This is a genomic window from Streptomyces paromomycinus (genome assembly GCF_003865155.1).
Taxonomy (GTDB): Bacteria; Actinomycetota; Actinomycetes; order Streptomycetales; family Streptomycetaceae; genus Streptomyces; species Streptomyces chrestomyceticus.
The window spans coordinates 5327846-5340169 of record NZ_BHZD01000001.1 but is presented as its reverse complement, the minus strand read 5'-3'; the positions used below and the strand labels follow the sequence as shown (position 1 = coordinate 5340169).

At 70.8% G+C, this 12324-nt stretch carries 13 protein-coding genes; 5 read left to right on the top strand and 8 right to left on the bottom strand.

The window, feature by feature from the left end; translation table 11 throughout:
• The first annotated feature begins 71 nt into the window (after positions 1–71).
• The 4 genes from OEIGOIKO_RS22660 (at position 72) to OEIGOIKO_RS22645 (ending at position 2983) form a co-directional block, all read left to right on the top strand.
• On the top strand, positions 72–548 hold the full coding sequence (locus OEIGOIKO_RS22660; protein ID WP_125055576.1) for a PLD nuclease N-terminal domain-containing protein: 477 nt from the start codon (positions 72–74) through the stop codon (positions 546–548).
• Positions 549–878: 330 nt separating this feature from the next.
• Positions 879–1307, top strand: coding sequence for a nucleoside deaminase (locus tag OEIGOIKO_RS22655; RefSeq protein WP_125058872.1), 429 nt, complete (start codon positions 879–881; stop codon positions 1305–1307).
• On the top strand, positions 1300–2283 hold the full coding sequence (locus tag OEIGOIKO_RS22650) for an isopenicillin N synthase family dioxygenase (RefSeq protein ID WP_125055575.1): 984 nt from the start codon (positions 1300–1302) through the stop codon (positions 2281–2283). The genes OEIGOIKO_RS22655 and OEIGOIKO_RS22650 overlap by 8 nt, the downstream gene beginning before the upstream one ends.
• Positions 2284–2347: 64 nt before the next feature.
• Positions 2348–2983, top strand: a complete 636-nt coding sequence (locus tag OEIGOIKO_RS22645; protein ID WP_125055574.1) for a DUF4291 domain-containing protein — start codon at positions 2348–2350, stop codon at positions 2981–2983.
• On the opposite strand, the gene OEIGOIKO_RS22640 is transcribed toward OEIGOIKO_RS22645, so the two are convergent.
• From OEIGOIKO_RS22640 to hemL, 8 genes are all read right to left on the bottom strand, one after another.
• Positions 2947–3495, bottom strand: coding sequence for an SRPBCC domain-containing protein (locus OEIGOIKO_RS22640; RefSeq protein ID WP_125055573.1), 549 nt, complete (start codon positions 3493–3495; stop codon positions 2947–2949). The genes OEIGOIKO_RS22645 and OEIGOIKO_RS22640 overlap by 37 nt on opposite strands.
• Positions 3496–3549: 54 nt before the next feature.
• On the bottom strand, positions 3550–4641 hold the full coding sequence (ccsB, locus tag OEIGOIKO_RS22635; RefSeq protein WP_125055572.1) for a c-type cytochrome biogenesis protein CcsB: 1092 nt from the start codon (positions 4639–4641) through the stop codon (positions 3550–3552).
• Positions 4638–6470 (bottom strand): cytochrome c biogenesis protein ResB, encoded by a 1833-nt coding sequence (gene resB, locus OEIGOIKO_RS22630; protein WP_125055571.1) that lies wholly within the window; start codon positions 6468–6470, stop codon positions 4638–4640. Before resB ends, ccsB begins: the two co-directional genes overlap by 4 nt.
• 3 nt (positions 6471–6473) lie before the next feature.
• A complete protein-coding gene (locus tag OEIGOIKO_RS22625; RefSeq protein WP_125055570.1) occupies positions 6474–7238 on the bottom strand; it encodes a cytochrome c biogenesis CcdA family protein in 765 nt (254 codons plus the stop codon).
• A gap of 4 nt (positions 7239–7242) precedes the next feature.
• Positions 7243–7857, bottom strand: coding sequence for a TlpA family protein disulfide reductase (locus tag OEIGOIKO_RS22620; protein ID WP_125055569.1), 615 nt, complete (start codon positions 7855–7857; stop codon positions 7243–7245).
• Positions 7858–8061: 204 nt separating this feature from the next.
• The gene (locus OEIGOIKO_RS22615) at positions 8062–9285 is read right to left on the bottom strand and encodes a polysaccharide deacetylase family protein (RefSeq protein WP_125055568.1); all 1224 of its coding nucleotides are present in this window, start codon (positions 9283–9285) and stop codon (positions 8062–8064) included.
• Between the two features lie 186 nt (positions 9286–9471).
• Positions 9472–10152, bottom strand: coding sequence for a histidine phosphatase family protein (locus tag OEIGOIKO_RS22610; RefSeq protein ID WP_125055567.1), 681 nt, complete (start codon positions 10150–10152; stop codon positions 9472–9474).
• A gap of 38 nt (positions 10153–10190) precedes the next feature.
• Complete coding sequence (gene hemL, locus OEIGOIKO_RS22605; protein ID WP_125055566.1) at positions 10191–11498, bottom strand: glutamate-1-semialdehyde 2,1-aminomutase; 1308 nt, start codon at positions 11496–11498, stop codon at positions 10191–10193.
• Positions 11499–11768: 270 nt separating this feature from the next.
• Between hemL and OEIGOIKO_RS22600 the strand changes: the two genes are divergently transcribed.
• Positions 11769–12320, top strand: a complete 552-nt coding sequence (locus tag OEIGOIKO_RS22600; protein WP_078624706.1) for a hypothetical protein — start codon at positions 11769–11771, stop codon at positions 12318–12320.
• The last annotated feature ends 4 nt before the right edge of the window (positions 12321–12324 follow it).

Sequence of the window (12324 nt, the reverse complement as noted above, 5' to 3'; positions counted from 1 at the left end):
ACGCACTACCCTGGACGGGTCACCGGGCCCCGCCGAGGCCCGCCCGTCAGCTCTGGGGGGCTGCTTCCGCAATGCTCAGGTATCTGCCGTTCCTCGTGATCCTGGCGCTGTGGATCTATGCGTTCATCGACTGCCTGAACACGCCGGAGAACCAGGTCCGCGGCCTGCCGAAGATCGCCTGGGTCTTCATCATCCTGCTCTTCGGCGAGGTGCTGATCGGGCCGGTCGCGTGGCTGGTGGCCGGCCGGCCCCGCCGTGAGCACGCCGGGGGCGGCGCCGCGTCGCCGTGGCCCCGCGGCGGGCGCGGCGCGGCCCGGAAGTGGGTCGCGCCGGACGACAACCCCGACTTCCTGCGCTCGCTCAAGGACGAGGGCAAGAAGGAGGAGGGCGAGAAGAAGGGCGGCCCGAAGGACGAGGGCGAGGGCCGGCGGGACGAGGCGCTCCTGAAGGACTGGGAGGCCGACCTGCGGCGCCGCGAGGAGGAACTGCGGCGCAAGGAAAACGGTTCGGCGGACGGCGAGGGCGGCAACCCGCCGCCGAAGGGCTGACGCTGCGCGCCGCGTAACGGGGGCGCCCTGCCCCGCCGTGCCGACATGCCCCGCCCGCCGTACCGACGCGCCCCGCTGCCGTACCCGGACACCACCACCCACCGCACCGGCACGCCCGCCGCCGTACCGGCACACCACCACCCACCGCACCGGCACGCCCGCCGCCGTACCGGCGCCCCGGCCCCGTCCACGACCCCGGCGCGGGCTTCCGTACCCGCGCGCCCTCCCCGCGCCCCCGCCACCGCACACTCCGGCCTGATCACGTCCCACGCGTTGCCCGGCCGTCCCGAGGCGAGGAGAGTGGCCGTCGTGAGGGACCGGGAGCGGGAGATGCTGGCGACGGCGGTCGCCGAGGCACGGGCCGGACTGGCGGAGGGCGGCATCCCCATCGGCGCCGCGCTGTACGACTTGGACGGCACCGTCCTCGGACGCGGCCGCAACCGGCGCGTCCAGGACGGCGACCCGTCCGCGCACGCGGAGACCACCGCCTTCCGCGCCGCGGGCCGCCGCCGCGGCTACCGCGGTACGACGATGGTCACCACCCTCGCCCCGTGCTGGTTCTGCTGCGGCCTGATCCGCCAGTTCGGCATCTCGCACGTCCTGATCGGCGAGGCGCGCACCTTCCACGGCGGCCACGCCTGGCTGGCGCAGAGCGGTATACGGATCGTGCTGCTGGACGACGCGGAATGCAGAACTCTGCTCCGCGAGTTCATCGCCGCCCGGCCCGCGCTGTGGAACGAGGACATCGGCCATGAGTGACCGCCCGGCCCCCGACCCCGCCTCCCCCACCTCCCCCGTCCCCACCGTCGACCTCACCCACTGGCGGGACGGCGACACGGACACCCGCCGCCGTATCGCCGAGGCCGTCGACACCGGACTGCGCGCCGCCGGCTTCCTCCTCGTCACCGGCCACGGCATCGACCAGGAGCTGCGCGACCGTATCCGCCGCACCGCCCGTACGTTCTTCACCCTGCCCGCCGCGGAGAAGCAGCCGTACGCCACCGAGGTCGGCGGCCGCGGCTGGCTCGGCCCCGGCGCCGAGGCCAACGGCGCCGCCGAAGGCACCACCACCCCACCGGACCTGAAGGAGTCCCTCTCCTTCGCCTCCGAGGAGCCGACCGGCGTCCCGTCCGTCGACGCCGAGTGGTTCCTGCCCAACATCTGGCCCCACCAGGTCCCCGCCCTCCGCACCGACGTCCAGGACCTCCTGACCGCCCTGCGCACCCTCTCCGACCAGCTCCTGGAACTCCTCGCCACCGCGCTCGGCGCCGCCCCCGACCGCTTCACCCGGCACACCGCCCACCCCACCTGGGGCTTCAACATCAACTGGTATCCGGGCACGGAGACGGTGGGCGAGGCCCTGCCCGGCCAGTTCCGCATCGGCCCGCACACCGACTTCGGCACGGTCACGGTCCTGGACCGGCAGTACGGCAAAGGCGGCCTCCAAATCTGGGCCGACCCCGCGCACGGCGGCACCGGCTGGCAGGACGCCCCGTACGTACCCGGCTCCCTCACCGTCAACATCGGCGACCTGATGGCCCACTGGACCGACGGCCGCTGGCGCTCCGGCCGCCACCGCGTCCTGCCGCCCCCGCCGGACGTCCCCAGCGAAGAGCTGATGTCCCTGGTCTACTTCTACGAGTGCGACCCCGGCACCCGCGTCGGCGACCTGCCGGATTCCCACACGTACCTGCGCGGCCAGCTGGACGCCATCAACGCGCAGGGCACCTCCTGACGCCCCGGGCCGCCGCCCTAATTCAGTGGCCGTCCGAGCCACCGCGCACGCAGACTGACCGCCCATGAACAGCGAGAGCGACCACCTGAACCACACCCCCGAGCCCGCGGCCCACCCCGAACCGCTCCGCCGCATCCGCGCTCTCCACACGCCCACGACCATCACCGTCTACCAGGCATACAGCCCGGCCCTCGGCCTCCCCGCCGCCCGCGACGGCCGCTTCCCGCCCGCGTGGAAGCGGGAGCGGATGACGTGGATCAAGCCGTCGTTCCTGTGGATGATGTACCGCTGCGGCTGGGCCACCAAGCCCGACCAGGAACGTGTCCTCGCCATCGAGCTCGACCGCACGGGCTTCGACTGGGCGCTGCGCCACGCCTGCCTGTCCCACTACGACCCCGCCGTCCACCCCGACCGGGACACCTGGAAGCAGCAGCTGCGCGACTCCCCCGTCCGCATCCAGTGGGACCCCGAACGCGACCTCCATCTCTCTCCCCTGCCCCACCGCTCGCTCCAGCTCGGCCTGTCCGGCGAGGCGTCCCGCCGCTACGCCGACGAGTGGACCGTCGCCATCCGGGACGTCACCCCGCTCGCCCACGAGATCCACGCCCTGGTCCAGCGCGGCGACCTGGCCACCGCCGCCGCCCTGCTCCCCGAAGAGCGCCCCTACGCGGCCCCCGCGGAAACCCCGGCAGCCTCGTAGTCCGCGCGCAGCTCCCGCCACCGTTCCAGGTTCCACGTGGACCAGTCCTTGGGGCGGCCGTCGAGGGCATCGACGAGAAACTCGAAGTGCTGGTGCCAGCCGGCGAGGCAGTCCAGGCGGAAGGCGGGCGGCCCGGTGCACTCGTTGGTGAAGCGCAGACGGGTTCCGTCCGCGCCGGAACCGCCACGCGACTGAAGATCGAAGCGGATCCGGCCGTGGACGTCGACGGTGTACTCGGCCAGCCGGGTCGGCCCCCAGCCCGTGACCTGCCCGGGCGCCACCGTCGCGACCCCCTGCTCGTCGGTGTTCTGCCACCGCAGCGTGATCGAGCCCCCCTCACGCCGTACGAACGGCTCAGCGGCCGCGAGCCACCCCGGCAGCCCCTCCTGGGTGGCCACCGCCTCCCAGACCCGCTCCACAGGCTGGGGAAAGCTCAGCTCGTACCGGAGGGTGTGGGTGTCGTCGGCGGAAACGGCGGTGCCGTACGGAACGGGGCTCTCAAGACGATCCATGAGGCCACCGTCGCGTACGGCACGGGTTTCCGCCGGGGGACTGCTCCGACCGGGTCAGACCCCCGAGTAGGAGTGCAGTCCCGAGAAGAAGTAGTTCACCACGTAGTAGTTGAAGATGTACGTCAGGAAGGCGAACAGGCCCAGATAGGCGGCCTTGCGGCCCTTCCAGCCGGCGGTGGCGCGGGCGTGGAGGTAGGCGGCGTAGGCGACCCAGGTGACGAAGGACCAGATCTCCTTGGAGTCCCAGCCCCAGTAGCGGCCCCAGGCCTCGCCGGCCCAGACCGCGCCCGCGATGATCGTGAAGGTCCACAGGGGGAAGATCGTGGCGTTCACGCGGTAGGAGAACTTGTCCAGGCTGGCGGCCGCGGGGAGGCGCTCCATCACGGAGGTGGCGAAGGCGCCGGGCTGCTTGCCGGACGGGTCGGCCAGCTTGCTCTCGTAGCGGTCGCGGAAGAGGTAGAGCAGCGTGGAGACGGCGCCGAGGTAGAGGAAGGCGCCGGAGATGATCGCGCAGCTGACGTGGATCCACAGCCAGTACGAGTGCAGGGCCGGGACCAGCTGGGAGCTGTCGGTGTAGAGCCAGGTGACGGCCACGCCCAGGTTCAGCAGGACGGTGGCGGTCAGCAGGAGGCCGATCCAGCGGACGTTCTTCTTCAGGGCGAGCAGGACGAGGTACGCGGCGACCGCGACCATGCCGAAGGTCGTGGAGAACTCGTACATGTTGCCCCAGGGGGCACGCTGCACGGACAGGCCGCGGGTGAGGACGCCACCGAAGTGGATCAGGAAGGCGAGGGTGGTCAGCGAGATGGCGATCCGGCCGTACAGGTCGCCCTTCTCGGTGCCGCCCGCGGCGCCCGGGCCGTCCGGGACGTCCCGGCTGCCGTTCGTCGCACGGGTGACGACCTTGGGGCGCTCCAGTACGGCGGTGCCGCCGCCCTGCTCCGCCGTGCGGGCCGACGCCTTGGCGGGGGCGGGCACCGTGGCGGTCAGGGCCGCGGCCGTACGGCCGACCTTGCTGCGGCTGCCGAAGGCCCACTCGGCGAGGTGCGCGAGGAAGGCGAGGGTGTACACGGCCATGGCCGAGTAGATCAGCACGTTGCTGATACTGGCCAGGTTCTCGTTGGTGGCTGCGGCAGCGAGGTTCACGCGCGCGCTCCTTCGGAGGGATCGGCAGGATCATCGGCGGAGCCGGTGGGCTTCGCCGCGTTCTCGGGGCCGGTGGGGGTGGGTTTCTTCGGGGCGGCCGGGGCCGGGGCGGGGTCCGCCGCTGCCCCGGCGGCCTGCGGCGCGTCCGGATCGGGGTCCGCCGCTGTCCCGGCGGCCTGCGGCGCGTCCGGCCCGAGGGCCTCCGCCAGGTCCGCCAGTTCCTCCGGCAGGCGGGCGGACTCGCTGCGGCCGAGGCCCGCCATCTCGACGACGGTCACGCCGTCGGCACCCGGGACGGCCCGTACCCACACCCGGCGGCGCTGGATGAACAGCGAGCCGGCCAGGCCGAGCAGCACGGCGATGGCGCCGATCAGCGCGAGGCCGTTGCCGGGCTGGTGGGAGACCTGGAAGGTGGCCCACTGCTTGACGCCGACGAACTTGATGCTGCCGTCGCCGCCGGGCAGCTTCATCGTCTCGCCGGGCTGCATCATCTGGGCGACGGCGCGGCCGTCCTGCTTGTACTGCTTGAGGTTCTTCTTCTCCAGCTGGTACACGCTCTGCGGCAGTCCGGAGTCCACGCCGAGGTCGCCGTGGTACGCGGTCAGCGTGAGCCGCGGGTTGTCCAGCGCGGGGAACGTGGAGAACATCGAGCCCGAGCCCTTGCCGCCGTACGTCGGCACGAAGAAGCCCGAGAAGCCGAGCTGGTTGCGCTTGCCGTCCGGGGTGAGCGCGTTGGGCACCTTGACCACACCGGTGGAGGTGTAGTTCTGCATGTCCTGCGGCAGGAACGGCACCGCGCCGCTGTAGACCTTCTTGCCGCGGCCGTCGGTGACCTCGACGACCGGCGCGTAGCCGTGCGAGAGCAGGAAGATCTTGGAGTCGGCGATCTCCAGCGGGTGGTTGACCTCGATCTTGCCCTGGTGCTCCTGGCCGTCGGCGCCCTGGAAGTACGAGATGTTGGCGCGGAACTCGCGCGGGGTGCCCTTCTGGGGGCCGGTGCGCTCGTAGGACGCGTCGAAGCTCTTCAGGGAGAAGCCGAAAGGCTCCAGGTCGTCGGTGTCGTAGAAGGCGCCCGACTTGAAGTTGTCGTACTGGGTGAGGCTGTTGGCGAAGCCGTCGCCCTCGGTGATCAGCTTGCCGCCCTCGGACTTCCACAGGCTGCCGACGGCGACCGCCACCAGGATCACGATCAGCGAGATGTGGAAGACGAGGTTGCCGGCCTCGCGGAGGTACCCCTTCTCGGCGGCGACGGCGTCACCGACGGTGTGGGCGCGGAAGCGGCGCTTCTTCAGCATCCGCTGCGCGGCGCCGAGCACATCCTCGGGTGCCCGGTCCGTACGCCAGGTGGTGTACGCGGGCAGCCGGGTCAGCCGGCGCGGGGCGCCCGGCGGGCGGCTGCGCAGCTGACCGACGAACTGCCACGTACGCGGCACGATGCAGCCGATCAGCGAGATGAACAGCAGCAGGTAGATCGCGGAGAACCACACCGAGCTGTAGACGTGGAACAGTCCCAGCTTGTCGTAGATCGGCGCCAGCGTGGTGTGGTCGGTACGGAACTGCTCGACCTTGGTCGGGTCGATGCTGGTCTGCGGGACCAGCGAGCCGGGAATGGCCCCCAGGGAGAGCAGGAACAGCAGGATCAGCGCGACCCGCATCGAGGTGAGCTGCCGCCAGAACCACCGGGCCCAGCCGATCGGCCCGAGGGACGGGAGGGAGATCCCTTCGGAGGCCTCCTCCTCGGGCTCCTCGGGCGCGGTGGACAGCTGCGAGCCCGCGGCGCCGACATCGGCGTCGTCGGCGTCGCGGGCGGCGTCGGTCTTGGTGGTCATCGATCAGATCCCTGGGGTGAAGCTGCTGGACCAGCTCCGCATGGTGGACATCAGGTCGGCCCACGCACCGGTGAGGAGCAGGACGCCGAGCACGACCATCATGCCGCCGCCCAGCCGCATCACCCACACGTAGTGGCGCTTGACCCAGCCGAAGGCGCCGAGCACCTTGCGGAAGGCCAGCGCGACGGCGATGAAGGGCAGGCCCAGTCCCAGACAGTAGGCCACGGTCAACAGGGCGCCGCGGCCGGCACTGGCCTGGTCGATGGCGAGCGAGCTGACCGCGGTGAGGGTCGGGCCCAGGCACGGCGTCCAGCCGACGCCGAAGAGCACGCCGAGCACCGGCGCGCCGGCCAGGCCCATGGCGGGCTTCTTGTGGAAGCGCAGTTCGCGCTGGCCGAAGTTCTTCAGGATGCCGGCGAAGGCCAGGCCGAGCAGGATCAGCAGGACGCCGAGGATCTTGTTGAGGATGTCCTGGTGTTCCTGGAGGACGCTGCCGAAGAAGCCGAAGAGCGCGCCGGTGGAGACGAAGACGGCGGTGAAGCCGAGGATGAAGAGGGAGGCGCCGGCGAGCATCCGGCCGCGCTTGGCGTCGGCGAGGTCCGTACCGGTCACGCCGGTGACGTAGGACATGTAGCCGGGGACGAGCGGCAGCACGCAGGGCGAGAAGAAGGAGACCAGTCCGCCGAGGAGGGCGACGGGCACGGCGAGGAGCAGCGCACCCGAGGTGATGGTGTCGGCGGCACCGGAGGCGGCGGCGAGCGTGATCATGTGATCACTTCTCGTCGATCAGCGGCTGCAGCATCTTGCGCAGCTCGTCCTCGCCGAGCGGGCCGATGGACCGCGCGGCGATCTTCCCCTGCCGGTCGACGGCGATGGTGGAGGGGATCGCCTGCGGGTTGAGGCTGCCCTTGGGGAAGCGCAGCATCAGCTTGCCGGTCGGGTCGAACAGGCTCGGGTACGGCACCTTGTGCTGTTCCTCGAAGCTGACCGCCTGGGACTTCTGCGAGTCGCGGGTGTTGATGCCGACGAACTGGACGCCCTTGGCCTTGGTCTCGTTGGCGACCTTGGCGAAGTTGGGGGCCTCGGCGATGCAGGGGGCGCACCACGATCCCCAGACGTTGAGGACGACGACCTTGCCCTTGTAGTCCTTGATGTCCAGCTTCGCACTCTGGGTGGTTTCGCCGGAGATGTCGGGTACGGGCTTACGGTCCGCCTTGGCGACCCGCTCGACGCCGTCCTTGCCCTCGACGAACTGGGTCTGTTCGGAACCGCCCGAGGTGCCCTCGCCGCAGGCGCTCAGCGTCAGCGCGGCGAGCGCGGCTCCCGCGGCGAACAGCGCGGTGCGGCGATGACTGGCGAGTCGTCGGGGGACGCGGCAGGCACTCATGTGAAAAGTTTCGCATGGGGCCGTGGCGGATCTTCCGCACCCCCCTCGCCGGGGCGGTACCGGTCATGTCGGGGCACGTCAGGCGGGTTGCGGGGACCGTCGCGAGCCGCGTCGGCCCGCTCGTGCCTGTCGGCAGGTACGGACCCAGGAGGCGCGTGGGCGGGTACGGGCCGGGCGCACGGCCCCGGCCCGTACCTCCGCCTCTCAGGCGCCCGAGAGGAACGTCTTCCAGCCGCCCGTGGGCTTCCGGCCGACCGGCAGGCCCTGGAGCTTGGCCACGACCTTCGGGTCCTGCGCGTCGAGCCAGTCGGTGAACTGCCGGAAGGAGACCAGGCGCACGTCCTTGCGCTTCTCGTCGGCGATGTGCTTGAGCGCTTCCTCGACGGCGTCCATGTAGAGGCCGCCGTTCCACTGCTCGAAGTGGTTGCCGACGAACAGGGGCGCGCGGTTGGTCTCGTAGGCCCGCTCGAAGCCCTTGATGTAGGCGCCGGTGGCTTCCTTGCGCCAGTGCGGGTAGTTGGCGGGCGGGCCCTTGGTGGAGTTCTTGGACTGGTTCGCGAGGATGTTGTAGTCCATGGAAAGGACCTCGAACCGGTGTCCGGGGAAAGGTATCTGCTGGAGCGGGAAGTCCCAGATGCCCATCTTCTTCTTGGGCCACATCTGCAGGCCGCCCGGCGAGCTGGCGTCGTAGCGCCAGCCCAGCTTCTTGGCGGTGGGCAGCAGGTTCTCCTGGCCGAGCAGGCAGGGCGTACGGCCGCCGATCAGTTCCTTCCGGTAGTCGAAGGGCAGCGGTTCGAGATCGGTGAAACCGGTGTTCGTCCGCCATTTGGTGACGAAGTCCATGGCCTGGTCGATCTCGGACTGCCACTGGGCGGGGGTCCAGTGCTTGACCGAGGTACGGGCCTCGCCGCAGAAGTGCCCGTTGAAGTGGGTGCCGATCTCGTGGCCCTCCAGCCACGCCTCCCGCACGTTCTTCAGGGTCGCCTTGATGTGCTCGTCGGAGAGGTAGCCGATGTCCGAGGCGCCGACCTTGTTGTTCGGCGGGCGGTAGAGGTGCTTCTTCGACTCCGGGAGACAGTAGAGCCCGGAGAGGAAGAAGGTCATGGCCGCGTTGTGGTCCTTGGCCAGCTTGCGGAAGCGCGGGAAGAGGCCGTTGCCGACCTCGCCCGCGCCGTCCCACGAGAAGATCACGAACTGCGGCGGGGTCTCGCCGGGCTCCAGCCGGCGCGGCTTCTCCGGCTGGTGCGGCTGCGGGCCCGAGTCGGCCGTCGAGCCGTCGCCGATCGGCTTGGCCTTGGCCTGCACGGCGTTCTTGTCCTCGCCGGAGGCGGACCCGGAACCGGAGCCGGTCGAGCAGCCCGCGACGCCGAGCGCCGCGGCCGCCCCCACTCCCATGCCCAGCACGTTCCGCCGACTGATCGCGCGCATACCGTCGTCCCCATCCGTACTCGTCACACTCAATATCCGTATAAACGGACATTGAGTAAGAGGGTTTGGCGAACACGGAGGTTCCGGACTAATGGCGCAATTTTAATTTTTTACTTGTTATTGGCCTTGCGTCACACCGGCCTCTCGCGTCCCTCACACCACAAGATGCGAAAAGCCGGTCCGGCGTCACGCTCCGAAGGCCTTGGATTTACCGGCCTGCGGCTTGGCACCCGCCCGCAGGTGCGCCGGCACCAGATCGATGGCCGGCTCGCTGTAACCCACCGAAATGATCTTGTCGCCGCGGAAGGTGAACGAGGTCAGCGAGGCGAGGGTGCACTGCCGCTTGCGCGGGTCGTGCCACAGCCGCCGCCGCTCGGCGAAGCTGCGCACGATCCAGATCGGCAGCTGGTGGCTGACCGCCACCGCCTCGTGCCCGCGGGCCGCGTCGCGCGCCGCGCCGAGCGCCCCCATCATCCGTACGACCTGCTCCAGGTACGGCTCGCCCCACGAGGGGCGGAACGGGTTGGTCAGGTACTTCCAGTTGCCGGGCTTCTTCAGCGCGCCGTCACCGACCCCGAAGGTCTTGCCCTCGAAGACGTTGGCCGCCTCTATCAGCCGCTCGTCGGTGGCCAGGTCCAGGCCGTGCGCCTTGGCGACCGGCGCCGCGGTCTCCTGCGCCCGCTCCAGCGGGGACGCCACGACATGCGTGACGTCCCGTCCCGCCAGGTGCTCGGCCACCCGGTCGGCCATGGTCCGGCCCAGCTCGGAGAGGTGGTAGCCGGGCCGCCGCCCGTACAGCACGCCCTCCGGGTTGTGCACCTCGCCGTGCCGCATCAGATGTACGACGGTGATGTCTTCGCTGTTCATGTCACCCATCTTCCGGTCCGCTCCGCCGTCCGCCGCGCTCACGCGCTCGCTTCGGCGGCGGCCCGCGCGGCCGCCGGCAGGGCGGCGGCGATCCGCTCGACCGCCCGCTCGTCGTGGGCGGTCGAGACGAACCAGGACTCGAACGCGGACGGCGGCAGGTACACGCCCTGGGACAGCATCGAGTGGAAGAAGGCGGTGAAGCGGAACGCCTCCTGCGCCTTGGCCGAGGCGTAGTCGGTCACGTCCTGGTCGGTGAAGGCGAACGAGAACATGTTGCCCGCGACCTGGAGGCGGTGCGCGACGCCCGCCTTCGTGAGGGCGTCGGCGACCAGCGAGCGCACCTGCTCGGAGACCGCGTCGACCGTCGCGTACGCCGCCTCGTCCAGCAGCTTGAGCTGGGCGATGCCCGCGGCCGTGGCGACCGGGTTACCGGACAGGGTGCCCGCCTGGTAGACCGGGCCGACCGGGGCGAGGTGCGCCATCACGTCGGCGCGCCCGCCGAACGCCGCGGCCGGGAAGCCGCCGCCCATGACCTTGCCGAAGGTCATCAGGTCGGGCCGGACGCCGTCGATGCCGTACCAGCCGGTGCGGCTGACCCGGAAGCCGGTCATGACCTCGTCGGAGATGTAGAGCGCGCCACTCTCGGCGCAGAGGTCCTTCAGGCCCTGGTTGAAGCCGGGCAGCGGCGGGACGACGCCCATGTTGCCGGCCGCCGCCTCGGTGATCACGCAGGCGATCTCGCCGGGGTGCGCGGCGAAGGCGGCCCGTACGGCCTCGATGTCGTTGTACGGCAGCACGATCGTGTCACCGGCCTGGGCGCCCGTGACGCCGGGCGTGTCCGGCAGCCCGAAGGTGGCGACGCCGGAGCCGGCCGCGGCCAGCAGCGCGTCCACGTGCCCGTGGTAGCAGCCGGCGAACTTCACGACCTTGGTGCGACCGGTGAAGCCGCGCGCCAGCCGGATGGCGGACATCGTCGCCTCGGTGCCGGAGGAGACCAGCCGGACCTGCTCGACCGGGTCGATCCGGTCCACGATCCGCTCGGCCAGCTCCACCTCGCCCTCGCCGGGCGTGCCGAAGGAGGTGCCGCGGGCGACGGCCTCCTGGACGGCGGCGAGCACCTCGGGGTGGGAGTGCCCGAGGATCATCGGGCCCCACGAGCACACGAGGTCGACGTACTCGCGTCCGTCCGCGTCGGTGAGGTACGGACCGGTACCGGACACCATGAACCGGGGCGAACCGCCCACGGCGCCGAACGCGCGCACGGGAGAGTTCACCCCGCCCGGCGTCACAACGGCCGCACGGTCGAAGAGCGTCTGCGAAACTGGGGCTTCATAGGGAAAAGGCACTGTGATCCTGACCTGCGCAAATGTAGGAAGGGGCGGCGGCCGGCGGCGGCACCCGGGCGGAGCGCGGAGCGGAAATCCCCTCGCTACCGACCAGGTGTCAGACCCCGCGGGTCTGCAAAACTGGGGCAACGTACGAGTAAGTCACGCAAGCAATGGTCTCAGAGGCGCACGGGGGCGCGCGGCCGGGCGTTTCGCGCGCCGGTGACGGGGGAGGTCTCTGAGACGATGATCGGGTTGCGCGGCTGGGGCTGCGAGTGGTCGGGTGGAGATATGCATCGCGGTGGCGGACTGGGCGAGGGCACCGATGACCGGGGTCCTGAGCGCGACCAGCGGGGCCGCCACCGGCGCGAGGAGATCAAAGGCGGGGGAAACAGAGGCGGCCGCATGGGGGTGACGTACAAATACTTCGGCGCGCCGAACGGTGCCACGGCGGCGCGCGTGCCGATCTCGATGCGGCCCGAAGAGCTCGGCGGCGACGAACTCGGCATGGGCGGCATGTTCACGAAGATCAAGCCGGAGACGATGGCCGCGATGGTCCTCACCGGTATAGAAGGCATACCGCTGCACAAGGTCCCGCCGCTCGAACTGGTCGTCCTCCATCCCGACTACGCCGTCGTCAAGCTCCCCATGACGGTCGTCGACCCGCTGCGCGGCGTCGGCGAGGAGTCGGTGGGCGCCGCGGCCTTCATCTGGTCCACGGTCCCCGACCGCGGCGGCCCCCGGGACGCCTTCACCGTCTACCAGCTGCTCCACGAGTGGCAGGACTTCTCCCACCGGCTGCATGACGCCGGGCACCAGGCGTACTGCCTGGTGTGGCCGTGACCTG

Excerpts from the sequence above, each read along its gene's own strand:
- OEIGOIKO_RS22660 (WP_125055576.1), top strand. The coding sequence starts at position 72 with ATGCTCAGGTATCTGCCGTTCCTCGTGATCCTGGCGCTGTGGATCTAT.
- OEIGOIKO_RS22655 (WP_125058872.1), top strand. The coding sequence starts at position 879 with ATGCTGGCGACGGCGGTCGCCGAGGCACGGGCCGGACTGGCGGAGGGC.
- OEIGOIKO_RS22650 (WP_125055575.1), top strand. The coding sequence starts at position 1,300 with ATGAGTGACCGCCCGGCCCCCGACCCCGCCTCCCCCACCTCCCCCGTC.
- OEIGOIKO_RS22645 (WP_125055574.1), top strand. The coding sequence starts at position 2,348 with ATGAACAGCGAGAGCGACCACCTGAACCACACCCCCGAGCCCGCGGCC.
- OEIGOIKO_RS22640 (WP_125055573.1), bottom strand. The coding sequence starts at position 3,495 with ATGGATCGTCTTGAGAGCCCCGTTCCGTACGGCACCGCCGTTTCCGCC.
- resB (WP_125055571.1), bottom strand. The coding sequence starts at position 6,470 with ATGACCACCAAGACCGACGCCGCCCGCGACGCCGACGACGCCGATGTC.
- OEIGOIKO_RS22625 (WP_125055570.1), bottom strand. The coding sequence starts at position 7,238 with ATGATCACGCTCGCCGCCGCCTCCGGTGCCGCCGACACCATCACCTCG.
- OEIGOIKO_RS22620 (WP_125055569.1), bottom strand. The coding sequence starts at position 7,857 with ATGAGTGCCTGCCGCGTCCCCCGACGACTCGCCAGTCATCGCCGCACC.
- OEIGOIKO_RS22615 (WP_125055568.1), bottom strand. The coding sequence starts at position 9,285 with ATGCGCGCGATCAGTCGGCGGAACGTGCTGGGCATGGGAGTGGGGGCG.
- OEIGOIKO_RS22610 (WP_125055567.1), bottom strand. The coding sequence starts at position 10,152 with ATGAACAGCGAAGACATCACCGTCGTACATCTGATGCGGCACGGCGAG.
- OEIGOIKO_RS22600 (WP_078624706.1), top strand. The coding sequence starts at position 11,769 with ATGCATCGCGGTGGCGGACTGGGCGAGGGCACCGATGACCGGGGTCCT.